The organism is Paenibacillus marinisediminis, from assembly GCF_054343325.1.
This window is the reverse complement of sequence record NZ_JBTGUH010000006.1, coordinates 1-25,573: the sequence shown is the minus strand read 5'-3', so window position 1 is coordinate 25,573 and position 25,573 is coordinate 1. Positions and strand designations below refer to the sequence as shown.

At 50.5% G+C, this 25,573-nt stretch carries 18 protein-coding genes, 1 pseudogene and 1 riboswitch; of the genes and pseudogenes, 14 read left to right on the top strand and 5 right to left on the bottom strand.

The features are described from left to right. Nucleotides 1-90 precede the first annotated feature (90 nt). Complete coding sequence (locus ACXX53_RS14435) at nt 91-945, top strand: polysaccharide deacetylase family protein (RefSeq protein WP_458569359.1); 855 nt, start codon at nt 91-93, stop codon at nt 943-945. A gap of 137 nt (nt 946-1,082) precedes the next feature. Here ACXX53_RS14435 and ade read toward each other — a convergent pair whose 3' ends face one another. Both ade and ACXX53_RS14425 read right to left on the bottom strand, forming a co-directional pair. Continuing rightward, nucleotides 1,083-2,849, bottom strand: coding sequence for an adenine deaminase (gene ade / locus ACXX53_RS14430; protein WP_458569358.1), 1,767 nt, complete (start codon nt 2,847-2,849; stop codon nt 1,083-1,085). A 65-nt stretch (nt 2,850-2,914) separates the two neighbouring features. After that, nucleotides 2,915-3,016, bottom strand: a riboswitch (purine riboswitch). Between the two features lie 119 nt (nt 3,017-3,135). Then, nucleotides 3,136-4,011, bottom strand: coding sequence for a TetR/AcrR family transcriptional regulator (locus ACXX53_RS14425; RefSeq protein ID WP_458569357.1), 876 nt, complete (start codon nt 4,009-4,011; stop codon nt 3,136-3,138). 172 nt (nt 4,012-4,183) lie between these two features. Between ACXX53_RS14425 and ACXX53_RS14420 the strand changes: the two genes are divergently transcribed. The 8 genes from ACXX53_RS14420 (at nt 4,184) to ACXX53_RS14385 (ending at nt 14,231) form a co-directional block, all read left to right on the top strand. Beyond that, entirely contained in the window at nt 4,184-7,393 is a 3,210-nt protein-coding gene (locus tag ACXX53_RS14420; RefSeq protein WP_458569356.1) for an efflux RND transporter permease subunit, read from the top strand. 1,008 nt (nt 7,394-8,401) lie between these two features. Next, complete coding sequence (locus tag ACXX53_RS14415) at nt 8,402-9,337, top strand: DoxX-like family protein (protein ID WP_458569355.1); 936 nt, start codon at nt 8,402-8,404, stop codon at nt 9,335-9,337. Next, complete coding sequence (locus tag ACXX53_RS14410) at nt 9,334-10,032, top strand: DUF4166 domain-containing protein (RefSeq protein WP_458569354.1); 699 nt, start codon at nt 9,334-9,336, stop codon at nt 10,030-10,032. Before ACXX53_RS14415 ends, ACXX53_RS14410 begins: the two co-directional genes overlap by 4 nt. A 36-nt stretch (nt 10,033-10,068) precedes the next feature. Then, nucleotides 10,069-10,647 (top strand): GNAT family N-acetyltransferase, encoded by a 579-nt coding sequence (locus ACXX53_RS14405; RefSeq protein WP_458569353.1) that lies wholly within the window; start codon nt 10,069-10,071, stop codon nt 10,645-10,647. Nucleotides 10,648-10,837: 190 nt separating this feature from the next. Continuing rightward, a complete protein-coding gene (locus ACXX53_RS14400) occupies nt 10,838-12,268 on the top strand; it encodes an amino acid permease (protein WP_458569352.1) in 1,431 nt (476 codons plus the stop codon). Nucleotides 12,269-12,454: 186 nt separating this feature from the next. Next, a complete protein-coding gene (locus ACXX53_RS14395; RefSeq protein WP_458569612.1) occupies nt 12,455-13,216 on the top strand; it encodes a DUF2087 domain-containing protein in 762 nt (253 codons plus the stop codon). Nucleotides 13,217-13,233: 17 nt separating this feature from the next. Further along, on the top strand, nt 13,234-13,584 hold the full coding sequence (locus tag ACXX53_RS14390; protein WP_458569351.1) for a GIY-YIG nuclease family protein: 351 nt from the start codon (nt 13,234-13,236) through the stop codon (nt 13,582-13,584). A gap of 137 nt (nt 13,585-13,721) precedes the next feature. Next, nucleotides 13,722-14,231, top strand: a complete 510-nt coding sequence (locus ACXX53_RS14385; protein ID WP_458569350.1) for a VanZ family protein — start codon at nt 13,722-13,724, stop codon at nt 14,229-14,231. A gap of 22 nt (nt 14,232-14,253) precedes the next feature. On the opposite strand, the gene ACXX53_RS14380 is transcribed toward ACXX53_RS14385, so the two are convergent. Further along, complete coding sequence (locus ACXX53_RS14380) at nt 14,254-15,132, bottom strand: NAD-dependent epimerase/dehydratase family protein (protein ID WP_458569349.1); 879 nt, start codon at nt 15,130-15,132, stop codon at nt 14,254-14,256. Nucleotides 15,133-15,424: 292 nt separating this feature from the next. On the opposite strand from ACXX53_RS14380, the gene ACXX53_RS14375 reads away from it, so the two are divergent. The 4 genes from ACXX53_RS14375 (at nt 15,425) to ACXX53_RS14360 (ending at nt 20,895) form a co-directional block, all read left to right on the top strand. Continuing rightward, a complete protein-coding gene (locus ACXX53_RS14375) occupies nt 15,425-17,218 on the top strand; it encodes a prolyl oligopeptidase family serine peptidase (protein WP_458569348.1) in 1,794 nt (597 codons plus the stop codon). Nucleotides 17,219-17,314: 96 nt separating this feature from the next. Continuing rightward, entirely contained in the window at nt 17,315-17,473 is a 159-nt protein-coding gene (locus ACXX53_RS14370; protein WP_458569347.1) for a hypothetical protein, read from the top strand. A gap of 89 nt (nt 17,474-17,562) precedes the next feature. Beyond that, nucleotides 17,563-20,124: an ATP-dependent helicase HrpB gene (gene hrpB / locus ACXX53_RS14365; RefSeq protein WP_458569611.1), complete on the top strand. Its 2,562-nt coding sequence runs from the start codon at nt 17,563-17,565 to the stop codon at nt 20,122-20,124. A 282-nt stretch (nt 20,125-20,406) separates the two neighbouring features. Next, entirely contained in the window at nt 20,407-20,895 is a 489-nt protein-coding gene (locus ACXX53_RS14360) for a CcdC family protein (protein WP_458569346.1), read from the top strand. A 95-nt stretch (nt 20,896-20,990) separates the two neighbouring features. Here the strand turns inward: ACXX53_RS14360 and ACXX53_RS14355 are convergent, their stop codons facing one another. Continuing rightward, nucleotides 20,991-21,410, bottom strand: a complete 420-nt coding sequence (locus ACXX53_RS14355; RefSeq protein WP_458569345.1) for a hypothetical protein — start codon at nt 21,408-21,410, stop codon at nt 20,991-20,993. 142 nt (nt 21,411-21,552) lie between these two features. Then, nucleotides 21,553-22,534 (bottom strand): annotated as a pseudogene (locus ACXX53_RS14350) (Rieske 2Fe-2S domain-containing protein). 254 nt (nt 22,535-22,788) lie between these two features. Here ACXX53_RS14350 and ACXX53_RS14345 point away from each other — a divergent pair. After that, nucleotides 22,789-24,141: a nucleobase:cation symporter-2 family protein gene (locus ACXX53_RS14345; protein ID WP_458569344.1), complete on the top strand. Its 1,353-nt coding sequence runs from the start codon at nt 22,789-22,791 to the stop codon at nt 24,139-24,141. The last annotated feature ends 1,432 nt before the right edge of the window (nt 24,142-25,573 follow it).

Sequence of the window (25,573 nt, the reverse complement as noted above, 5' to 3'; positions counted from 1 at the left end):
GTTTAACAGGTCAGCTTGAGCTGTATTAGCTTCGAATCGATGCTGCTTAACACTGCATTCTGTTTCTACATAGGAGGCTAAGAATGCAGAATGATTAAACATAAGCTCATATTGGTAATGATGATGCTGCTACTGGTTAGTGTTTCTGGCTGTGCTGCAAGTTCATCCGGTTCATCTAGCTCGACAGCTCAAGATAAAGGCAATGTTAGTATGATTAAGGTGTATAATGCGGCGACGCCACCACTATCGGGGGGCAATGAAGCGACGACACGCAAGGTGGTGAAGCCGCTAACGTTGGAGCAGCTTCGGGTCAAGTACAAATCCAACATTGCATTTGAGGGCCCGAGCTACCCTAAACGGGCAGCATTGACATTTGATGATGTGCCCGATCGAAACTTTACAGCGCAGGTGCTGGATGTCTTAAAGGAGTACCATGTGCCCGCGACATTCTTTGTAGTGGGCAATAGAGCGGAGAAGAATCCGGACATGATCCAGCGTCTGGTTAATGAAGGACATGTGCTAGGCAACCATTCTTACTCACATCGCAACCTTCCGAAGGAGTCGGATGCGGTATTCCATGAGGAAGTGCTGAAGACGCAGCAGGCAGTGGAACGAATTACAGGCGGCTATCGGATGCAGTACATTCGTACGCCATACGGCAACATTAATGAGGAGCAGCTCAAGTGGCTTGTTAGCCAGAAGCTGAAGGTGGTTAACTGGAACGTGGATTCCCTTGATTGGAAAGGGCTGAACGCTGATCAGGTGGAGGCTAATATTATTAGCCATGTAAAGCCGGGCTCCATCATATTGCAGCATGGCGCTGGCGGTGTGGGCGAAGATCTTAGCGGAACGGTTCAAGCGCTGCCGCGAATCATTAAGCAGCTGCAGGATCAAGGCTATGAACTTGTGACGGTGCCGGTCTTGTTGGGTGATGAGCAGAAGTGAACCGCTAAATTAAACAACCGCGCTGTAGTCTTGGAAGAGTCCAAGAAATGCAGCGCGGTTGTTGGCGTTTCGATCATCTATGTTGTTACTTCAGCAGAAGCTGTGGATCTACCGTAATCCTGATCATGTTAATGGGATTAGTCCATTCGTGCGTTAACATCCATATGCGTAAAATCTCCGAAATGGAACAGCCCCATATCGGTAAGCTTCAGTTCCGGAATAACAGGCAGACAGAGAAAGGATAGTGTCACAAAAGGATGAAACTCGGTCGATGCCCCTACCTCGTGCAGCGCCTGATGCAGCGTCGCGAGCTGCTCGAGCACCGTCTCGTAACGAGTGGTTGCGAGCAGGCCGGCAAGCGGCAGCTCTAAACACGCGAGCACGCGGCCATCTTTCACGACGGTGAGACCTCCGCCCGATTCGCGCAGCGCTTCAATCGCGATCAGCATATCCGCGTCGTTCGTGCCTGTGACGACGAGGTTATGCGAGTCGTGCGCCACGGTAGAGGCGATGGCCCCAGATGAGAGGCCGAAGCCTTTCACGATGCCGAGGCCGACGTTGCCGGTTGCCTGATGGCGCTCGAACACGGCGATCTTGAGCTGATCCTTAGCCGTCGAAGGCAGGAAGCAGCCATCAGCCGTGTCCACCTCCTCGATGAGGTGGGACGTGATCAGGCTGTTCGGCGCGATGCCGATGATGTGGCCGCGGGCAGCTGTGCCTGGCGCCGCGATTATCGGCAGCTGGAGCTGCTCGGCATTAATGTCGCCGGGCAGGTTCACCGTCGCCGTGAGCGGAGCTGGCGGCACGGTCGCGGGCAGCTCTGGCCCGACATAGCGGCCGTCCTCGGCGATGAGCCGGCCGCCGCGGTATACGCGGTGGATCTGCACCTGCTCCAGGTCATCGAGCAGGAGCAGATCGGCTTCGTAACCTGGTGCGATCGCACCTTTGGTTGTGAAGCCGAAGCATTCGGCTGCGTTCAGCGACGCCATCTGTACGGCGGTTAGCGGCGATAAGCCGCACTGAATCGCGAGCCGCACGTTGTAGTCGACGCTGCCTTCCGTGAGCAGCTCGTCCAGATGCTTATCGTCGGTGCAGAACACGACTCGGCGCGCATTGTGCGGCGTCACGACTGGGACGAGCGCCTTCACATCCTTCGCCACCGACCCTTCGCGCATCATGATGTACATGCCGCGGCGCAGCCGTTCCAGCGCTTGCTCGGCGTTCACGCACTCATGGTCGGTGCGGATGCCCGCGGCGCGATACACATTGATCGCGTCGCTGTTGAGTCCGGCGCCGTGCCCGTCAATGAAGCACTGTGCATCCGCGGCGTCAGCAAGCTTGCGCACCATGTCCGCGTCTCCATTCGCCACCGAGGGATAATCCATCACCTCGGCAAGGCCGAGCACACGCGGATGGCTGTAGAACGGTCGCAGCTTCTCGGCGGTCAACTGTGCGCCAGCATGCTCGAACGGTGTGCATGGCACACAGGACGGCAGCATAACGCGCACATCAAGCGGCAGCCCTTCAGAGGCATCCAGCATGTACTGGATGCCGGCCTCGCCGCAGACGTTGCCGATCTCGTGCGGGTCGGTTACTACCGTAGTGACGCCGTGCGGCAGCACCACGCGTGCGAACTCGGGCGGAGTCACCATGGAGGACTCGATATGAACATGGGTATCGATAAAGGATGGGCAGACGTAGCGGCCATTGGCGTCGACGATCTCCGCCGCCTGGTCGTAGCTTCCGATGCCCACAATGCGGCCGTCTGCGATCGCAATATCGCCTTCGATAATGTCTAGATTAAATACATCAATGATCCGCGCGTTGCGGATGATAAGATCTGCTGGCTGGCGCTTGTTGGCCGCAGCGATCCAATGCTGAAGCTGCTGGTTGGTTGAATTCATAAGATGCGTTCTCCTTTGTCTAGTATGATCAGTAGGAGAAGAAAGGCTGAATAGTGCGGAGTTCGCGTGAAGAAACCTTTCTTCGTAGTCAAACTATTCATGGTAGTTTGGTAGAGACTTCCGGACCATATTTCCGGTATTATACGAAGCAGTTGTAACAAATAAAGGTATTGAGTTGTACTACATCTTATCGGGAAGCGCGCACCTCGTCAAGCCAATGGAATTATTCAACATCAACTATCCTCAACTTCACCACGGCGATCCTCGCGCGCTTGTTGGTGCTATGCTAATTCAATTGATAATACGTTCGAATGTGATCACGAAGCGCATGCAGCTGAGGATATGCTCCTAAATTATGAAGCATCCCCTCGATCAGGGGAAGACGGGGCTTATCTGCCTCCATCTCGTGCTGCAGAAGCTCAAGCGTCATAACTAGATGTTCGCTGGCAGATTTATGAACGGCCGAATCAATCGCCTGCTCAACGAGCTTCAACAGTATAGCTGAAGTGTCTCCTTGTTCAGTTGCTGCCCCATTCAGACAGTGCATATCCATCCATACATCGTTCATCAGCAGCGGTTCTTCTTTCGAGCGGCACAATCCCTCTACAAGACTATCCATTCGATTCATGATATAGGCAGTCATATGCTGCATATTGAGATCGCCCTTATCAAATAGGATCAGCTCAAAGCAAGCGGACATCATTCCATTTATCATTAGCGTGAGGTCATGTACATATGGAGTGATGTTCTCTCCATAGACCTTTAGCAAATTGGTTCGGTAGAATTGATTGGTATCCGCCCGCAAACGATGAACAAATACAGCTATATCCTGGTTGAAGGGTATGGCAAACTCTCTAGAATGCATAATGATGAAGTCCTTATGATGCTTGATTTCATCTAACTGCACCTCAATCTGCCGCTGGAATTGTTCCCGAATAGGCAGACCCATGGCTTCCACTTCCATCACTCGCTCCTCAATCCGATGGCTGTAGTGCTGCAGAATGGCAAGCAAGAGAGCCTCTTTTGACGGAAAATAAAGATAGAAGGCCCCCTTGGAGATCCCGCACTCGGTAGCAATCTCTTGAATCGAAGTCGCCATGACACCCTTTTGGGCAAACAGCTTCATGGCTGTTTCAATGATCAGCTTCTCTTTCTCTTTCACAGAATACGCTCCTTCAACAATACGATCTTCATTAAATCTTATAAGCACAATAATCAGCCCTTAGGCTGTTGACTGAAACTAACTAGTCAGTTATATTATGGAATGTTATGACCAGTCAGTCAAGGTGGGGACTATTTATCCAGGAGTAGAGATTCAAGGAGGAGAGAGCGTATTGAATGGATTAATTAACTTTACGTTGAAGAACAAATTCGCTGTATGGCTATTGACGATTATTATAATAGCCAGCGGACTGTATTCCGGTACGCAAATGAAGATGGAGACACTTCCCGACATCACGGTGCCGCTCGTCACGGTGACAACCATCTATCCCGGCGCGACACCTGAAGAAGTGGCGGAGAAGATATCGAAGCCGATGGAAATGCAGCTGCAGAATCTGCATGGCGTCAAAGTAGTCAATTCGTCATCATTTCAGAATGTATCGCAGCTTCAGATCGAATATTCCTATTCGACCAACATGGAGAAGGCGGAAGATGAAGTTAAGCGATCAATATCGAACATGAAGCTTCCGAAAGATGTTCAAGAGCCGCAAGTATCGCGGTTGAGCTTCAATGCCTTCCCGGTAATCGGGATGAGTATCTCGAATGATCAAGAATCGCTTGCGGAGCTGACGAAGCAGGTCGAAGAGGTCATTCAGCCGAAGCTGGAAGGCGTGGATGGCATCGGCGGGGTGCAGATCACAGGTCAATATGTAAATGAAGGCCAGATCACGTTCCTCCCTGAGAAGCTTAAGCAGTACGGCTTGACGGAAGAGGCAGTCAAAGGCATGATTCAAGCCTCGAATCTGCAGTTCCCCCTAGGGATATATACATTTGGCAGCACAGAGCAATCGGTAGTCGTAGACGGCAAAGTGCTGTCCGTTGAAGATCTGAACAATCTAGAAATTCCGTATAGCCCTGTTGCCGCAGGCGGTCAAGGCGGTATGCCAGCGATGCCTGGGGCAGGCAGTGCGGCAGGAGGTCAGACCGCAGCTCCAGGTGGTGCAGCTGGAGAAACTGGAGCTGCTATTCCTCCAGCCGGAGTGCCGCCGCAGCAGATGCCTGTCAACCTTTCTTTGCCTACGGTTAAGCTTAGTGAATTGGCTAAGATTGAAGTGATCGGCAAGGCAGAATCGATCTCGCGCACCAATGGCAAGGATGCCATTGGCCTGCAGATCATTAAGGGCGCTGATGCGAATACGGTTGAGGTCGTTAATGATGTGAAAGCTCTGACCAAAGACTTTGAAGAGCTTTATCCTGATATGGTGTTCGTTACAACGTTAGACCAAGGCAAGCCGATTGAAGATTCCGTTAACACGATGTTAAGCAAAGCGCTGTTCGGTGCAGGCTTTGCGATGCTGATCATCCTGTTGTTCTTGCGGAATTTCCGCACGACACTCATTTCCATCGTATCGATTCCGCTATCGCTGCTGATCGCAGTGCTTCTGCTGAATCAGATGGATATTACGTTGAACATGATGACACTTGGGGCTATGACGGTCGCTATCGGCCGCGTAGTCGATGACTCCATCGTTGTCGTAGAGAACATATTCCGCCGCATGACCTTGCGTCAGGAAACGTTGAAGGGCAGAGACTTAATCCGTGAAGCAACCAAGGAAATGTTCATGCCGATTATGTCCTCGACGATCGTCACTATCGCTGTATTCCTGCCGCTTGGCTTAGTTGAGGGAATGATCGGCGAGATGTTTATGCCATTTGCGTTGACTATTGTATTCGCGCTTCTGGCTTCTCTGCTCGTCGCGATTACGGTCGTGCCTGTGATGGCGCACTCCATGTTCAAGAATGGCGTTAAGTCTAAGCAGCAGCACCACCATGATGAGCACCCAAGCCGTTTGAGCCGCTCCTATAAGCGCTTGTTGGAGTGGTGCCTGAATCATAAGATTATAACTTCATCTGCTGCGGTTATTCTGTTGGTAGGCAGCTTGTTCCTGACGCCGTTGATCGGTGTCAGCTTTATCCCGTCCGATCAGGAGAAGATGGTGGTCGCTACCTATAAACCAGCGCCAGGACAAACCTTGGAGAATGTAGCTAAGGTTACCGAGCAAGCAGAGCAATTCTTTATGAATCGTCCTGGTGTCGAGACGGTTCAATATTCACTGGGCGGCGAGAATCCATTCAGTCCGGGACGTTCTAATCAAGCGCTCTTCTTCGTTGTCTACAACAAGGACACGAAGAACTTTGCGGACGAGCAGAGTCAGGTGCTGAAGGACCTTCAAGCAGAGACAGAAATGGGCACATGGGGCACGATGGACTTCGCAATGGGTGGAGTCGGCGGCAGCGGCATGAAGCTCTATGTGTATGGTCAAGATCTGAAGACGATCAAGCCAGTGGTTGAAGAGCTCGAATCGAAACTTTCGGGAATCGCGGATCTGAAAAATGTAAAGTCCAGCTTAAGCGAAGCTTATGATGAATATACGCTCGTTATCGATCAAGAGAAGCTGAGCAAGCTTGGTTTAACTACTGCTGAAGTCGGCATGACGCTGAGCCAGCAGCGTACGCGTCCAGTGCTGACGACCGTCGAGAAGGACGGCCAAGAAATGAATGTATATATCAAGGTAGAAGAAGCCAAGTACGGATCGATCGACGAAATGCTAGAAAGCCAGATCATGAGCCGAATGGGTCAGCCTGTTGCGGTTAAAGATGTTGTTGAGGTGAAAAAGGGAACGACAGCGGATACGGTAACACGCCGTGGCGGCAGATTAGTGATCGACGTGAGTGCGGAGATTACTTCGGCGGATGTATCGGCTGCATCCAAGGAGGTTCAAGCTCAATTGGATGCCATGTCGCTGCCGAAGGGGGTTGAGATTACGACTGGCGGTGTAACAGCCGACATTCAAGAATCGTTTACTCAGCTTGGAGTCGCAATGGCTGCGGCAATTGCAATCGTATACTTTATTCTTGTTGTAACGTTTGGCGGCGGCTTGGCGCCGTTCGCGATCTTGTTCTCGCTGCCGTTCACTGTTATCGGCGCGCTGGTGGCGCTCTTGATCACGGGCGAAACGATCAGCATCTCCGCCATGATTGGTATGCTGATGCTGATCGGTATCGTGGTGACGAACGCGATCGTGTTGATTGACCGCGTTATCCATAAGGAGAACGAGGGCATGTCCACGCGTGAAGCGCTGCTGGAAGCGGGTGGAACTCGTTTGCGCCCGATCCTGATGACCGCCATCGCAACGATCGGCGCGCTCATTCCGATGGCGCTTGGCATAGAAGGCAGCGGCATCATCTCCCGTGGCCTCGGCGTGACGGTCATCGGCGGCTTGGCGAGCTCCACGCTGCTAACGCTCGTGATCGTGCCGATCGTGTACGAGAGCCTCATGAAGCTGCGCCGCAAGGATAAGCAGCAACGAGCGGCTGCATAAGTAAGAGGGCTGCTCTGGTCAATGATAACCGGAGCAGCCCTTAATGGCCCCGCTGGTCGTGTTACGATAAGGGGGCCGTAATATTGGACGAGGCGTGACTCGTAACTGAGCCACGCCTCTTTATCATGTATTTAACCCCTGCCCGGCTAAGCCGCGATACGGGGACTGGTTCCTTGCTGGAGAATGCTACGATACCTAAACCTCTTTCCAATCCGACAAAAGCCCTGCCTCTCTTTCGTCCTTGCGGCTCCAATGACCGCTCCAGTGTGAATCTGAAATCTGCAACGACAGGATAAGTAACGCAACTCTCGTATGAAAACAATCATTTGCTACGGGAATCTAAGATAGTATATCTTTGGTTTTCTTTGAGGAACATATGGGGTTAGTTAATACAACCTCAGTATTATAGCACAACAACAGTTGGAATGTCAATATTTAGACGGTGGAGGAGTGAAGGAGCCGATCGTCGAAATAGTATCCTATACATATTATGTAAATACCGCCGGATACAGGGAACATTATTTTGCGAATATGAGACCGAATCGCTTCTGTAACAGGGTTTTACCCAGTTATCGCGCATCAGCAAGCACGCTCCACACTCTGTAACAGGTATATTCCCCGTTAACTCGCGCGTGGGGCTCGTAACGCAAGCCGAATCGCTTCTGTAACAGGGTTTTACCCAGTTATCGCGCATCAGCAAGCACGCTCCATACTCCGTAACGGGTATATTCCCCGTTAACTCGCGCGCTGGGTTCACTACGCAAGCCGAATGGCTTTTGTAACACGGTTTTACCCTGTAATCGCGCATCACATGCCCACTCCACACTCCGTAACGGGGGATTTGCCCCGGTTCAATCTCGATTGGGCATCGGCTATTTAAACTAGTTCTAAGAAACCCGACGTGGTGCCCCCGATCGGATACACGAAACATTCAGCAGCAAAGCTCAGAATTTACAAAAATGGTGGTGATCTAACTCGATGGCTCAGGCAAAAGCAAAAGCAAAAGCTATGGCAAAGCCTATCTACGTAGAAACAAACCTGCACACCGATATGGACACTTTGTGGACCTACACCCAGACCCCCGACATCCACCAGCAGTGGGACTTGCGTTTTACCACGATAGAATATCTGCCTAAGCAGGCGGAGGAGGACCCTCAACGCTTTTTGTATACGACCAATATAGGCTTTGGCTTATCGATTGCTGGAGAAGGGGAATCTGTCGGCACGAGTGAAAGAGGTGGTACGAAGACCTCCGTCTTGAAGTTCTGGTCGGACAACCCGATTTCTTTGATCAAGGAAGGCGCTGGTTACTGGAAATACGTCCCCTGTGACGAATGCGGCGGTATCCGATTTTTTACGAGATATGATTATGATACGAGATTCGGCCTGCTCGGCCGCCTATTGGATCGGTGTCTATTCCGCCCGATTATGGGTTATGCGACAGCCTGGAGCTTCGATGCGCTACGACTCTGGCTGGAGAAGGGTATTCACCCCAAGCAGTCACTACGACAGTCCATCACTGAACTTCTGTGCTGGTGCGTACTAAGCTTCATCTGGATCTATCAGGGGCTGTTCCCCAAGCTCATCTATCCTGATGCGGGAGAGCTTGCTATTCTGCAGGGGACGGGCTTGTTTCCAGGCTTCGAGCCTATTGTGTTAGGGATAGTCGGCGCAGCAGAGATCGTCTTTGGTCTGTTATTTATATGTTCGAGACCTACTTGGCGAAGGTGGCTGTACGGGCTTAACATCCTGCTGCTTATAGGCTTATTCGTAGGAACGATATCCCAGCCGCAGCTGTACGTAGAGCCATTCAATCCGATCACGCTGAATATCGGGATGATCGCTTTATCCGCGATTGGTTTGCTAAGCTTGCCTGATCTCGCATCTGCGGGCGTCTGTTTGCGCAAGCCGATCCGTCATCGTGGAAAGGAGCAGGTGTTATGACGACTCTGACCTCTAACTCATCCATCTATGAACGTGTACTTGGTGATGATTTCTATAAACTGCATCCGAAGATTCAGCAGCGCTTCGGGTTCACAAGCGCGGATCAGCGCGCCTCCATAGGACGTGGGGTAATGCAGCAGGTATGGCATGGCAAGCCCTATACGCTGCCCTTCCTCTATCTTGGAACGTGGCGGAACATCATGTTTCCTCAGCAGGGCGAGAATATACCATTTACGATCGAGAATTATGCCTATGTAGATGGCTTCGGACGCGAAACCGTCACTTGGGTGCGGACCTTTCAGTTCCCGAATCGGAAGCGGCGCTTTGATGCTACGATGATCTATAGTGAGGCTAAGCAGCAAGTTATTGATTATATGGGGACACATCAGCATTTGGCGGTCGATATTGAGCTGTCTGTCGCAGATAACGGTGGAATTCAGCTAAGATCGGGCAATCAGTATTTTTATGAAGGCTGGGTAGGCTTTAAGTTTCCGATGCTGTTCTCCGGCTATGCCGAAGTATGTGAGTGGTATGATGAAAGCATCGAACGATTCAGAATCAATGTGCAGGTGGCAAACCCTGTATTCGGCAGGCTGTTTGGCTATGCTGGAACCTTTGATGTTGTCTATGAGCAAGTGAACTCGGGTGATATCCCTGCTCATGTCAAGCCTGTTCGAGAGGAACGCAGAGAATGACCACGACCAACGATCATCGATACAGGAGGATACAGCATGACACCATTTAACATTGCAGGAGAGACGGAGCGATTAATCATTCGTCCTTATGAGCTAGGGGACTATTCCAACTGGCTTGAACAGCTGCACAAACGCAAGCTAGCAGTCCATAAGCATGACTCGGGATGGCAGAACATGAGTGGATATACGGAGGAGCAGTACCAGGCTAGAGTTGAACATTTTCAGAAGCTGGCTGCAGACGATGTCGCTTACGTGTTCGGCATATTCCGTAAGAAAGATGGGGTTAGTCTGGGCGGGGTGGATGTGGCGACGCTCATACGCGGCGAGTTCCAGTGGGCAAGGATGGGCTACGCGCTGCACAACCAGCACTGGGGCCAGGGCTATGGGAAGGAAGCGGCGAGCAAGCTGTTGGAGCTTGCCCTCATGGAACTGAAGTTTCATCGGATTGAGGCGCATATTAACATAGACAATCCGGCTTCGATCGCGCTTGCGAAGAGCATCGGCATGGAGTTCGAATGTACTCGCAAGGGCTTCATCTATGAGTTTGGCGCGTGGACTGATAATTTGATTTATGTGAAAAATGCAGATGATCCTGCCCCTCCAGCTGATCTATAATCGACAACGATATACAAGCGGCTACAAACCATAGAGGCTTGCTCCACCTTTGCAGGGGGAGTGAGCCTTTACTTATGAGGTATAGAATATGTTTGATCACTTCCCGACGCATGAAGTTGCGCAGAACTGGAAAAGTTAAAGTAAACATTTTTTGGGCGCATGCTGTGACTGAAGGGGAGATCAAGCATTTATGAATGACAATCAAATCAAGAAACTGCGATGGTACAACGTCGCGCTTATGGCCTTCGTTTCCGTATGGGGATTCGGCAATGTCGTTAACAACTACGCCAACCAAGGGCTGACGGTCATCACGTCATGGATTCTCATCATTGCGCTGTACTTCATTCCATATGCCTTGATGGTGGGTCAGTTAGGCTCAACTTTCATACACGGCAAGGGTGGAGTGAGCAGCTGGATCAAGGAAACGATGGGACCAAGCACCGCTTATTTGGCGGCATGGACCTATTGGGTAGTACATATCCCTTACCTGGCACAGAAGCCGCAAGCGATCCTGATTGCATTTGGTTGGGCGTGGAAGGGTAACGGCTCTTTGGTAAAAGAGATGTCTACTCTGATGGTTCAAACGCTGTGCTTAATCATCTTTCTTATCTTTTTAGCGATGGCTTCACGGGGGATTACCTCATTAAGGCGAATAGGGACGTTCGCAGGGATGTCCATCTTTGTCATGTCGCTGCTATATATTCTGCTGGCTCTTGCCGCGCCGTCATTAAGAGGTATAGAAGTCGCCACTCCGAATATCACATTCAACACCTTCATACCTGACTTTAACTTTGCATACTTTACAACTCTGTCGATGCTCGTGTTCGCCGTGGGCGGAGCGGAGAAGATATCTCCGTACGTCAACAACACCTATAACCCGGCCAAAGAATTTCCGCGCGGCATGCTCACGCTGGCTGTAATGGTCGCAGTATGCGCTCTGCTCGGATCGTACGCCATGGGGCTGATGTTCAATGCGAACAATATCCCGCCCGACTTGAAGATGAATGGGCAGTATTACGCCTTCCAGATTCTTGGCGAGTACTATGGAGTAGGCAACTGGATCATGGTCATTTACGCGCTGGCTAATGTGCTGGCTCAGATCTCAGCCCTAGCATTCTCCATCGATGCGCCGCTGCGCGTGCTGCTGTCTGACTCGGATGAGACCTACGTACCGAAGTCGCTCTTGAAGATGAACGACCACGGCACACCAATCAATGGATATCTTATGACGGCAGTGCTCGTCGGGATTCTTATCATCGTTCCCGCACTCGGGATCGGAGAGATGAACTCGCTGTTCAACTGGCTGCTCGATCTGAACTCCATCGTCATGCCGTTGCGATACTTATGGGTATTTGCTGCTTTCATGGCATTGATGCGGCTATCGCATAAGTTTACTTCCAACTACCAATTCGTCAAGAACAACACGTTTGGTTTCATCATTGGCTTATGGTGTTTCGTGTTCACCGCATTTGCCTGCCTCATGGGCATGTTTCCGAAGGTCGAAATGTTCACAAGCGAATGGTATTTCCAGCTTACGCTAAACGTCGCAACACCCTTCATCTTGATCGGACTAGGCTTGATTCTTCCGTCCTTGGCAAGGGGAAAACGCAAACCATCATAAACAAAACCCTCGATTGTTTAGTTATTAGCCTGATAAGCGCATTTGCGCGAAACAGGCTTTTTTATTGTACTGTGAACGGGCACAAGCCGTGGAAAGAACAAATATAAATGTTTGCATCATTGATGATTACTAAACAATTTGATAATATGTCTATATTATTGCAAACGAGAGTGGGTTATGTTTATGATTATAGATACTACAGAGCTGTTTGTCGAAGCAACGATCCCAGAGCTGAAGCGCGGCTATGTCTACGATAATGAGCAGTATGTGTGCCTTGCATGCGGACAGTGTTATGAAGAAGGGGTTATTTATCCTGGCGCGGAAGAGGGGTTAGGGCTCACTGCTGAGAAGAAGATGAAGCTCCATGTTCATGAAGAGCATCAATCGATGTTCCATGTGCTGCTTGGAATGAGCAAGAAGCAGACAGGTCTGACTGAGCTTCAGAAGGAGCTTATGGGCATGTTCTATGAAGGGCTGAGTGACAACGAGGTAGTGAAGCGCATGGGTGCCGGCAGCGGCTCCACCATTCGCAATCACCGCTTTACACTTCGTGAGAAGATGAAGCAGGCTAAGCTCTTCTTGACTATGATGGAGATGCTGGAAGATCACAATAAGCATGAGCCGAAATGGGTCCCTGTATATCAAGCAGCGCCGCTCGTCGATGAACGGTTTGCGGTGACTGAGGAAGAGCAGGGAGCGATTCTGCAGCAATATTTTAAGGATGGATTGGACGGCAAGCTGTCTTCTTTTCCGAAGAAAGAGAAGCGCAAGGTCGTCATTCTGCGTCATCTCCTGAACCGCTTCGAACGGGGACGGGTATATACGGAGAAGGAAGCTAATGAGATTCTGAAGACCGCTCAGAGTGATTATGTCACGCTGCGGCGATATTTGATTGAATATGGACTGATGAGCCGCAAGGATGACGGAAGTCAGTATTGGCTCACTTAATGAGGAGGAATATCGAGATGGATAATCGCAAACGCTTGAAGGAAATCGCGCACGAGTATGCGCATACGCACCGCAGAATGGGGATCTTCCAATTGCGCAACAAAGTGACGGGTTCTTACTATGTAAACAGCAGCATGGACTTGGATAAGATCTGGAACAGGCTGCATGTTCAGCTGAACTCGGGTGGGTTCGTAGATCGCAAGCTGCAGCAGGACTGGAACGAGTATGGCGAGGAAACGTTTGAGCTGATCGAGCTGGAAGAGATCAAGCCTGAGGAAGAGTACTTGGCCAGTGACGCGGATCGCATGAAATATAAACCCGTGCTGAAGAAGATGCTGGATCAATGGAAGGATCAGTTACAGGCATAAGCAGCTAAAATAGACGACCATAATGTCCCCACTTTCTTACAAAGTGGGGACATTTGCTGTTCAGCGTGTCTGGATCCCTTTCATTTTCCGTGTACTATAGATAGAATTAGGATAAAAAAGCAGGAGGACCTACTCTAATGACTTATCGCAAAAAGAAATTCCTGTTATGGATTGTTATAGCACTTGTTTGGATGGCATTTATATTCTATAAATCCTCACAGCCCTATATTGAACAAGATCTGCGTCCATCGCTTGCATCCACACTTCCGCAGTCGGTAGTGAATTATTTGCCGAACGTGGAATTTTATTATGATGGGGAGCTTGTAACATCTGAGCTGCCGTACGACTTTATTGAATTCTTTATCCGCAAGGGGGGGCATGTGGCCGAATTCGCATTGCTTGCTTTTCTTGTGATCCATTCCTTCCGGGTTCTTGGCTGGAATCGAGCCAAGGCAGTCACGCTGGGCGCGTCCATTGCGTTAGTTTATGCGATGTCTGATGAATGGCATCAGAGCTTTGTCGCGGGGCGGACAGGCCATGCGATTGATGTCGGGGTCGACAGTATCGGTATCTCGCTCGTCGTGCTCTGCTACGTTATAGTCGGTTTATTTACAAAACGGCGCAATCGCGGTCGTATAAGTTACTGATATTAAGCTGACTATAGGCGGATTACTTATGCTGCCGCGTAAGCACCTTCACTAATACAGGATACCAATCCGCAATTTTCGAGAATTGGAAGCCTGCTTCTACAGCCTTCGTATGGTCCATGATCCAATCGTTCGCAATACCATACGGAGAGCTGTTAGCCTCTGTTACTTCATGTTCAATGATCGCTTGCTTACCGACATTGCGCTCGATTTCCGCGAGCATATCAGCGATCGTAATCGCGCCAACCGAGCAAGCGTTAACAGGACCTGTAAGCTCTTGATCCCGAAGCCAGAATAAGAATTGTGCTGCTTCGCCCGAAGTGATCAACGACATGGCCGCCTGCAGAGCGGGCAGGCCGATCGGCTGACCTTGCGCGATTCGGTCAATGTGCAGAACAAGACGCTGTGTGTAATCGTCAGTTCCCATGACGATTGGAATCCGCATAGCAGCTACAGGGAAGGGTGCCTCTTGGAAGAATACCGCTTCTGCCAAACGCTTGCCTTGACCGTAGCTGTAGTCGTGGCGATTCCCGTATGCAACAGGGTAGTCATATGGATTGAAGGCATCTTCACTTAGAGAATCGCCCCATGGATATACGGATAAGGTCGACACCATAATATATCGCGCCGTTCTGTCAGCGAATGCGTTACAGGCGTGAACTGCGTCGTCCGGCGCGAAACAGATGTTGTCGTAGACAACGTCCCATTTTGCTAAAGAGGCTGCTGCCCGCATGGATTTATAGCTTTCGCGCTCCAACACGATGCGGTTAACTTTATCGCCAAACGGATCTGCTTTTTGGCCTCGTGTCGCGATTGTAACCTGCTCGCCGGCATCGATCAGCTTCTGCACAAGTCGTTTACCAAAGAACTGCGTACCACCCAATACTAATACATTCCCCATGATCATCCTCCTCTATTGAATAGAACAGCAGCTATTGCAGATTCATCGCTTCTTTACATGTTATCTTCTTGTTATCTTCATTATTCTCCTTCGTGTTAGTTACTCAAACGCATCTATTGATGGCGCAATGACGGAATAGAGATTCTGCGTCCACTTAAGGGCTGACATAAGATCGGCCTTCGGGTTGATTTATTTCTTCCTATATTAGGAATATAATGGAGGGAATCCATGGAAATCTACTAGCGTTTATTAACCTATGGATAATAGAAATGAATAGGGGAGGCAGCAGTAAATGATCGCATTTCCGAAGTCGGATGTAGAGCAATTTTTTCAGACTTATCTTATTCGTCAGTTTGGTGTAAATGCAGATGAATCGAGGATCGTATTCAGCAGCACCATGAACGGCAAGTTTAACCTATGGGCCATGGATCTGAACGGAGACACAGCCTACCCGTTCCCGCTGACTTACAATGATCAATTGTGTAATACGATCAAGCTGGATCCTGAAGGTCGTTATATATTGACAGCTTTTGATCGCGACGGCAATGAAAATTACCAGTTCCATGCGCTGCCTTGGAACGGCGGTCAACCGCTGCCATTGATAGAAGCATCACCGGAAGACAAACACCATTATGTACATATGTCTGATGATCATAAGCGTATTTATTACGTTACTTCTAAGGATAATCCAAATTTCTTGAACTCGCGGGTCTATGACCTGGAGACGAAGGAAGATAAGCTGGTGCTGGAAGGCAAAGATGCATTGACGGAGCTTACTGCCGTGAGCTCGGACGAGAAGACGATCGTCTATTCGAAGATATACGCTAACACCTACGGAGTCAGCTATGTTCGCCGTGAAGGGGAAGAGGATCAGTGCATAACGCCGTCGCCTGAAACGGTGCATTTGGCGAGTGAGGTTGTATTTGCTGAAGACAATCTATTGCTGTTTGCAACAGACTATGATTCTGAATTCGCTTATGTAGCACAGTACGATATCGCGAACCGCAGCTTTAAGCCGTTATGTCATATCGATCGAGAAAGCGTTAGTGCACTGCGCTGGCACAAGGAATCACGCACCTTGTACATCGTAACGGATCCGGGCGTGGCCGATAAGCTGTATGCCTATTCGTTGGATAGCGGCGAGCTTAAGTCGATTCCGCTGCCATCTGATATCGTGGAGCAGATCCAAGTGACACGTGCGGGCAACCTGTACCTGTTGATGCGGGGCGCCGTGAAGCCGTATAACATCTACCGTTATGCAAATGACGAATGGAATATGGTGACCAAGAACGTCATGGTCGGCTTAACGGAGGATGATATGGTTGCGCCGGAGGTGCTGACATACAAGTCGTTTGACGGTATGGAGATCGAGGCGATGCTGTACCGCGCGAAGGAAGCGACGGCCAACGGCTACACGGTATTCTGGCCGCATGGCGGACCGCAAGCTGCGGAGCGCAAGCAGTTCCGGGCGATGTTCCAGTACATTATCGCACAGGGATATAACATCTTCTGCCCGAACTTCCGCGGCAGTTCGGGCTATGGCAGCTCGTTCGTGAAACTGGTCGAGCAGGACTGGGGAGAAGGTCCGCGTAAAGACTGCTTAGCGGGCATGGATTGGTTGTTCGAGCAAGGCATATCAAGCCGGGAGAAGCTGTTCGTTATGGGCGGCAGCTACGGCGGATACATGACCCTGCTGCTTGCTGGCCGCAATCCGGAATATTTCCGCGCTGCGATCGACATCGTCGGTGTGAGCAATCTAATCACGTTCTACAATTCGGTTCCTGAGCATTGGAAGCCGATGATGGAGCTCTGGATCGGCAATCCAGAGACGGACCGTGAACGCTTCATCAAAGATTCTCCGATCACCTATCTGGATGACATGGTCAATCCGATGCTGATCATTCAAGGTGCGAACGACCCTCGCGTTGTGAAGGAAGAGTCCGACCAGATCGTCGAGGCTCTGCGCGCGAAGGGCCGCGATATTGAATATCTCGTCTTCGACGATGAAGGCCACGGCATTACGAAGAAAGCGAACGAGAAGATTGCATATCGCCGCATGGTCGAGTTCCTGGAACGCTGCAAGTAATTATATACTCATGCTGCCGCTCCTTCCTCTGTCAGGTACGACCGAGGCGGGGGCGGTTTTCATTTGTGATGGTACGGAAATGGGGGCGGCAGTATATTGCAGCGTGAAGCGCATTGGGGTATTCTTCCCGTCACTCAGGCAGAGGGGATGCTATCAGCGCATGCGGCAGAAGTTGCACGAACCGGACAGAGCGGGTATAATGCAGCTACTTTCATCATGTCGGGGACAAACCCTGAACGGATAGCGGAGGTTTGAGCGTGAGAGATACGATTGGCAATGAGAGCAACGAAGGGCGGGCGCCTGGGGGGCTGTCTTCAGCCCTGCAGGCGAAAGCGCCGCTGCCAGTGGACGAGGTATGCCCGTCCGTGGCAGACGCTTTGGCGGCGAAGGGCGGAGCGGTGCTGGTCGCGGAGCCGGGAGCGGGCAAGACGACGCGCGTGCCGCTGACGCTGCTCGATGCGCCATGGCTGGCGGGCCAGCGCATCGTGATGCTGGAGCCGCGGAGGCTGGCGGCTCGTGCGGCCGCGCAGGTGATGGCGGCAGCGCTTGGCGAGCGCGTAGGCGGGACGATCGGGTACCGCGTCCGCCAGGACACGAAAGTGAGCCGTGAGACGCGGATCGAAGTCGTCACGGAAGGGGTGTTGACCCGCATGCTGCAGGATGATCCGTCCTTGGAAGGGATCGGACTTGTTATATTCGATGAGTTCCACGAACGGAATCTGCATGCGGATCTAGGTTTGGCATTAGCGCTGGAAGCGCAAGCAGTGCTGCGCGAAGATCTGCGCTTGCTCGTCATGTCTGCGACGCTGGACGCGGAGCCTGTGGCCGAGCTTATGGGAGGCGTGCCGGTGATCACGAGTACGGGACGAACGTATCCCGTGGAGACCTATTACACGCCGAAGCTGGCCAGCGAACCGCTGGAAGCGGCGGTTGCGAAGCAGGTGATCGCTGCGCTCCAATCGGAGGAAGGCGATCTCATGGTGTTCCTGCCGGGAGCAGGTGAGATCCGCCGCGTGGAGGGTGAGCTGCGACGACACGAAGTGAAGCGGGATGCGAGCGGGCTTGAAGTGCGCGTGCTGCCGTTATACGGCCAGCTCGCTCAGGAAGCACAGGACGCGGCGATCGCGCCAGGCCGCGAAGGCGAGCGCAAGGTCGTGCTCACGACCTCCATCGCGGAGACGAGCTTAACGGTGCAGGGCGTGCGCGTCATTATCGACAGCGGGCTTATGCGCGTGTCGCGCTTCTCGCCGCGGACGGGAATGACGCGGCTGGTGACGGAGCGCGTCACTCGCGACGCCGCAGATCAGCGGCACGGCCGTGCGGGGCGGCTCGGCCCCGGCGTCTGCTTCCGTCTCTGGTCAGAGACGGAGCACGGGAGCCTGGCGGAGCATCGCACGCCAGAGATCGCAGACGCCGATCTTGCGCCGCTCGCGCTGGAGCTTGCCGCATGGGGCGCGCAGGATGCCTCCCAGCTTAGCTGGCTGACGCCGCCGCCAGCAGCAGCGCTGGAGCAGGCTCGCGCTCTGCTGCAGAAGCTTGATGCGCTCGACGGCGCAGGCAGCTTAACAGATCATGGCTGCCGCATGGCGCGGCTTGGGCTGCACCCGCGACTTGCGCACATGCTGCTCGCGGCAGCTGGGTTCGGCATGCGCGAGGACGCTTGCAGCCTGGCGGCATTGCTGCAGGAGCGGGATCTGTTCCGTAGCGGTGTGGACGGCCACTCTGAGCCGAGCCCAGATATTCGCGAACGACTTGAAGCTGTCCGTCAGCATTCGAATGTCCTAGACATGCCACATATAGATCGCGGCACGTTCCATCGTGTTCAAGAGGAAACGCGCCGCTTAACACGAGTCATACAAGAAGCCTCATCCCTCGATCACACCCAGACGGCTGCACCATCCTCGCTCACACCAGATGAAGAGCGAGCAGGGCTGCTGCTAGCTATGGCTTATCCCGATCGTATAGGAGAACGTCGAGCAGACGGCAGGTATTTGCTTAGCAATGGACGCGGAGCCGCGTTTGCGCCGCACGCAGCGCGTCATCAGATCGCATACTCGCCCTATATTGTGGCGACAGAGCTGGATGATCAGGGAACGGACAGCCGGATACGATTGGCTACGCCCATCTCGCTGTCTGTGCTTCGCAGCGCATTAGCGGGACAGATTCAACAAGTTGAAGCAGTCGCGTGGGATCGCGGCGCGGAAGCGGTTCGCGCCCGCGAACAAATACGGCTGGGCGCGCTCGTACTGCAGGAGCGGACATGCGCCAGCCCAGATCCTGATGCCGTGCTTACAGCACTGCTCGCAGGCATCGCCGCACATCCCGACGGCATCGGGATGCTGGCATGGACCAAAGCCGCGCGCCAAATGCAAGCGCGGCTGCAGTTCATGCACGTCCACCGGCCAGAGGAATGGCCGGACGTCTCAGATGCGGCGCTCACCGCGACAGCGGATGAGTGGCTCGCGCCGCATCTGTACGGCTTGCGGAGCAAGGCCGACCTGCAGAAGCTGCAGGTGGCCTCGCTCCTCGAGGGGCTGCTGCCATGGGCACAGCGGCAGCAGCTCGATGGCGATGCGCCATCGCATCTAGTCGTGCCGAGCGGATCGCGCATCGGCATCGACTACACCAACCCCGAACAGCCCATGCTGGCGGTGCGCCTGCAGGAGCTGTTCGGGATGCGGGACACGCCGCGCATAGCGGGCGGGCGCGTCCCGCTGACGATACAACTGCTTTCACCTGCGCACCGACCGGTGCAGGTGACGCAGGACCTGGACAACTTCTGGCGTCATACTTACTTTGAAGTCAAAAAAGACCTCAAAGGCCGGTATCCGAAGCACTACTGGCCGGAAGATCCGACGGAGGCGGTGGCAACTCGCCGCGTGCGTCCACCTGGAACGTCGAACTGACGTATTAAGCACCACTAAGCTCAGGTTCATAATCTCCAACCATATGCTATCCCTGACTCAGAGCGTGCCATGCACTGCCTGAGTCATAGGGATTGCAATGAGCTGGCAGCTCATAGGGCTGCTCCTCCTCCGCCTCGATCGCGGCTTACAGGTAGCGATATTGTCGAATAGATGTAAATGTGAATGAAAACCATTTGTCATTTTGCTCATTTAGGTGTAAGATAGGTTACATCAAGAAAATGACCCGTGGGTCATTAACATATTAACTGGTGGTGTAACCTCATGACATTTTCGATAAGCACAGCACAACTTATGTCCATTCTTATGTCGCTGTTTATGGGAGTGACAGTAATTATACTTAGATTGAAAGCGACCAATAAGCCTACATCTGCAAAGAAGATTATTATGCCTCCAATCGGCATGGCGACCGGTTTTTCCATGTTTATTGTACCGGCCATGCGTATACCATGGAGCTATGCAATTGGTGCTTTTCTCTTTGGTGCTCTCTTATTTTCTTATCCTTTGATTCGGACATCGAAATTTGAGCGGATCGGTGAAGAAATTTATTTAAAGCGTTCTAATATGTTTATCATCGTTATTATCGGATTGCTGATCATTCGTCTCCTCATGCATGATGTAGTTGAACAATATGTTAGCGTGTCTCAAAGCGCCGGCATATTCTTCATCCTAGCATTCGGGATGTTGCTGCCTTGGCGGATTGCCATGTTTGCACAGTATCGTAAGCTAACTGAACGCACAGTAGCGTCATAATAAAGAAGTCCCTGCTTCTTCTAGAGAATGCAGGGACTTTGATTTTCTAATATGTAAATGATTAATATATGTAACTCATTTAATTATGTAAAAGATTAATATAAATATTTGATTAAATAGAATAATTGGTATATCCCGAGAAGCAGGACTAACACAAGCAATACTAGCAAGGTGTGGCGAATCTTGTACAGCCATACATACTTATAGGTGGCGGGATCCTGCCACTTCTGCCCGCTGTGCTTCATATTCCGTATAGTAATAACAATCAACGGTATAACGCCGATAAATATAAACAAAATAAGTACGAACTTTATATAAAGATCCATACCTGCATCGTTCAGAAATGAACGCATAACCTCGCCGACGGAGATGAAGAAGAGCAGTAGTAATATAATTGTTGATGTGAAGATATCGATCCACTTCTTGCCTCGCTCTAGCCCTCTCCATAACACATAAGGAATTACACCAACTAGGATAATAGAAATACAAAGGAATATGATTGATATGAATGACATGATGAATTCCTCCCCGTACAGAATACGAGGTTAAGTTTAAACAAGTTGCGTCATATTGACAATATTAATTTTGATATATAAACGACAAAGGATACCCCTTAACCAATAACGGTAAAGAGGTATCCTATTTGTCCTGTAAAGTCTATGCCGTACCCCATTGAACACCGAGTTCCTTCAGGTACTGACGGTAAGCGATGCTTACTCGATCGCACTTTAAGGAGAGCTCCGCTTGGAGATCAAGCGGCAAGTCCTCAGGCTTCTGATTCTCAACTACCGGCTTGTCCTGCGCAAAGATCATATCCTGAAACTTCACTGTGTCCTGATCACTGTTTCCTGTTTCATAATTGAATGACATAATGCCGTAGGCTACTGAAGTTTCCGCATCGCGCGGCTGTACAGTCAGCAGAATGGACATCAAGTTGCCCGTCTCTTTATCACGCTTCGTAAAATGAACAGTCAGTGGTCGATCAATTGCATAGGTGTAGTACACATTTTTTGCTTGTCCAGAGCCGTCTGGATCAGGCTGAAATACTTCTATTTCTTCAGAATGGATGCCATTGTCATCACGAATGACGCGGTAATCGCCGATCTCGGTATGATCAGACACCCCTAAGTAACCTTCGTGCACGACAGCAAGATGACCGACATCGAGGAAATTCTCGATAATGCGCGGCGGTTTCGCAGCTACGACCTGAGGTCCCCACATGACCTTATGGAAGCTGTCATCCTCATATTCCGGCAGTGGAAACATTGGTGTATGTTCACCACCTTCGAGATTAACCCAAATGAGGCCATACTGTTCCTTGCAGCCATAGACAGTTGCCTGTGCTTTCGTAGGGATAGCTTGATTCGCAGGCAGCTGCGGAATCTTCGTGCATGCTCCTGAAGGCTCGTACTCCCATGCATGATAAGGGCATACAAGTTGCCCATTCTTTACACATCCAAGTGATAGAGCTGCTCCACGGTGCACGCACAAATCTATAAAAAGCATGCACGCCTTCCTCCGTGCGGAACAAAACCACACGTTTACCCATTATATAAACTTGCTTTGGTTGATCAGTCAGTTCTGAAGCTAGACAAGCAACAATCCATTCTTGACGCAATACAGAGTCGTTAATAACCATGAGCTGTGCAGTCTCCTTTTTCATATAACAATGTAAATTTTTAGAAATGATGAGAATTCATTTTTCGTACATTTCGCATCGACAAGGCTAATTTTAGGAAACAATACCGCGATAGTCAAGGCTAAATACGAACATTAAAATGAAATAATTTTGAATTATTCGTAAAATAGGGTGTACAAATCAGGTGCTGCTCACTATAATCGAGTGTGAGATGCATCACAGTGAGAGATGAACAGGGGAGGAACTTTACACCAATGGAACATTCACCTAAGTCCAATGGTCTTGTAGTCGGTGTTAATGAGAAGATTAGCGTAGGTAAGGCGTTTCTGCTTGGATTGCAGCATGTATTGGCAATGGACTTGTATATTGCACCTATTATTATTGCGGGTATATTGTCTCTGAGTATAGAGGACACATCCTTCTTTATTCAAATGTGCTTCCTAGGTACCGGACTGGCAACACTGATTCAGACAGGCTTTGGCTTGCGTTTGCCTGTTGTACAAGGACCATCATATGTTCCAATAGGCGCGATTGGTGCGATTGGTGGCAAGCTTGGTCTCGGCGCGATGACAGGTGCGCTTCTTCCAGGAGCTTTATTGATTGCATTACTTGGCGTTCCTCTGAAAATATTCGCAAAGGCAGTTCGTCGATTCATCCCGCCGTTAGTTGGCGGAACAGTTATTATGATCGTGGGCATTTCACTTATGCCAGTCGGTATGGGCAACATATACCGTTCTGAAGGAGATCTCTGGACGAATGTGATGATAGCGGCTGTTTCTGCTGGAGTGCTTATCCTCTGTATGCTGCTCGGCAGCAAAGGTGGTCGTCTTGGCACGATGTCGCGCCTCATCTCCGTATTAGTAGCGATTGTCGTTGGTACAGCTGTAGCTTCTTACTTCGGCACAGTAGATTTTTCGCCAGTGGCAGCTGCGCCTATCTTTTCACTGCCATCATTTTTCCCGTTTGGAGCGCCCGTGTTCGACTGGGGTGCCATCCTGACGATGGTGTTTATATACTTTATTATCTTGATTGAAACAACCGGTACTTGGTTCGTAGTTTCATCAGTAACAGGCGAGGAATTATCGGATGATCGTCTGAATCGCGCGGCTATGGGTGAAGGACTGGGATGCTTCGTGGGGGCATTGTTTGGTGGTACCCCAATGACGGGCTACTCCTCTAACGCGGGCTTGGTTGCAATTACGGGTGTAGGCAGCCGCATGGCGATTATGGCGGGCGGAGTTCTGTTAGTAATGCTTGGTCTGTTTCCTAAGCTCTCTACAGCAATAACTTGTATTCCAGAGCCGGTCATTAACGGTATCTTCGGTGTCGTGTGCGTGGCCATCTTTATTAACGGCATGAAGGTCATACAGCTCGTACAGCTGAACGAACGCGCCATGATGATTATCGGCGTTCCTATTTTGCTTACCATGGCAGTTACAGTATTGCCGGCGGATGCATTGAAGAGCGTGCCAACTTTCGTATCCTACCTGCTGTCCTCGGGTATCACGATCGGCGCATTATCTGCACTGCTTCTGAATCTGATCATCCCAGACAAATCTGCTGCCAACGCTAAGGCTAAGGCCAAAGCCGAACAATTATCAGCGTAAATAGGGTTGGGGCGTTCCTATAGGTCATACTGACCGCGGAACGCCCTTTCTGCGTCTACCATCTCTCTATCATCTTACTGTCATCCTCAACACCTGTTTCCAAGCCCATCCGCGTATTATCCCCTAAGTTCAGGTAGAAATGATCGATCCTCTAGTAAAGTAGCAATTGCTATATAAAATATCCTCACTCAAGCCAGCGCAGTATCTGTCCCAGAGTCCATCTGAGTACTATCCCCTATGGTCAGGAAGATAAGATCGATCCTCTAGTAAAGTAGCAGTTACTATATAAAATATCCTCACCCAAGCCAGCACAGTATCTGTCCCAGAGTCCATCTGAGTATTATCCCCTGTGGACAGGAAGATAAGATCGATCCTCTATTAAAGTAGCAGTTGCTATATAAAATATCCTCACCCAAGCCAGCGCAGTATCTGTCCCAGAGTCCATCTGAGTAATATCCCCTGTGGTCAGGAAGCTAAGATCGATCCTCTATTAAAGTAGCAGTTGCTATATAAAATATCCTCACCCAAACCAGCACAGTATCTGTCCCAGAGTCCATCTGAGTAATATCCCCTGTGGTCAGGAAGCTAAGATCGAACCTCTAGTATAGTAGCAGTTTCTATATAAAATATCCTCACCCAAGCCAGCACCGTATCTATCCCAGAGTCCTTCTGAGTATTATCCCCTGTGGTCAGGAAGCTAAGATCGATCCTCTATTAAAGTAGCAGTTGCTATATAGAACATCCTCACTCAAGCCAACGCAGTATCTGCCCCAGAGTCCATTTGAGTATTATCCCCTGTGGTCAGGAAGATGAGATCGAGCCTCTAGTAAAGTAGCAGTCGCTATATAAATTATCCTCACCCAAGCCAGCACAGTATCTGTCCCAGAGTCCATCTGAGTATTATCCCCTGTGTTCAGGAAGATCTGATCGATCCTCTAGTAAAGTAGCAATTGCAATATAGAATATTCTCACTCAAGTTAGTGCAGTATCTGTCCCAGAGTCCATTTGCGTACTATCCCCTAAAGTCAGGTAGGCAATGTATTAGTAGTTAGAGCTTCTTCTCATCGATATTCATGAATATTTCCTCTATTGCATTAATAATTTTATAACTTCATAAATAGCACTACATTACTTCAGATATATAAGAGAATTACACGAATCGCATTTTATCACTTTGAACTAAGCATGCCTTTTGTAAGAATCTAAATTTCATGAGAAAGAGTAACTCAACCTGAGCGAAAGGGAGAATAGTGAAACGGACTGCGGAGAGGTAAGTAAACAGGAAGCGCATTGAACGACAAGAAGCCGGAGCGAAGAAATCCAACCTGAGCGAAAGGGAGAATAGTGAAACGGACTGCGGAGAGGTAAGTAAACAGGAAGCGCATTGAACGACAAGAAGCCGGAGCGAAGAAATCCAACCTGAGCGAAAGGG

What these genes read in the sequence shown, in the direction of transcription:
- ACXX53_RS14435 (WP_458569359.1), top strand. Translation starts at nt 91, where the DNA reads ATGATTAAACATAAGCTCATATTGGTAATGATGATGCTGCTACTGGTT.
- ade (WP_458569358.1), bottom strand. Translation starts at nt 2,849, where the DNA reads ATGAATTCAACCAACCAGCAGCTTCAGCATTGGATCGCTGCGGCCAAC.
- ACXX53_RS14415 (WP_458569355.1), top strand. Translation starts at nt 8,402, where the DNA reads ATGGCAAAGCCTATCTACGTAGAAACAAACCTGCACACCGATATGGAC.
- ACXX53_RS14410 (WP_458569354.1), top strand. Translation starts at nt 9,334, where the DNA reads ATGACGACTCTGACCTCTAACTCATCCATCTATGAACGTGTACTTGGT.
- ACXX53_RS14405 (WP_458569353.1), top strand. Translation starts at nt 10,069, where the DNA reads ATGACACCATTTAACATTGCAGGAGAGACGGAGCGATTAATCATTCGT.
- ACXX53_RS14400 (WP_458569352.1), top strand. Translation starts at nt 10,838, where the DNA reads ATGAATGACAATCAAATCAAGAAACTGCGATGGTACAACGTCGCGCTT.
- ACXX53_RS14390 (WP_458569351.1), top strand. Translation starts at nt 13,234, where the DNA reads ATGGATAATCGCAAACGCTTGAAGGAAATCGCGCACGAGTATGCGCAT.
- ACXX53_RS14385 (WP_458569350.1), top strand. Translation starts at nt 13,722, where the DNA reads ATGACTTATCGCAAAAAGAAATTCCTGTTATGGATTGTTATAGCACTT.
- ACXX53_RS14380 (WP_458569349.1), bottom strand. Translation starts at nt 15,132, where the DNA reads ATGGGGAATGTATTAGTATTGGGTGGTACGCAGTTCTTTGGTAAACGA.
- ACXX53_RS14375 (WP_458569348.1), top strand. Translation starts at nt 15,425, where the DNA reads ATGATCGCATTTCCGAAGTCGGATGTAGAGCAATTTTTTCAGACTTAT.
- ACXX53_RS14360 (WP_458569346.1), top strand. Translation starts at nt 20,407, where the DNA reads ATGACATTTTCGATAAGCACAGCACAACTTATGTCCATTCTTATGTCG.
- ACXX53_RS14355 (WP_458569345.1), bottom strand. Translation starts at nt 21,410, where the DNA reads ATGTCATTCATATCAATCATATTCCTTTGTATTTCTATTATCCTAGTT.
- ACXX53_RS14345 (WP_458569344.1), top strand. Translation starts at nt 22,789, where the DNA reads ATGGAACATTCACCTAAGTCCAATGGTCTTGTAGTCGGTGTTAATGAG.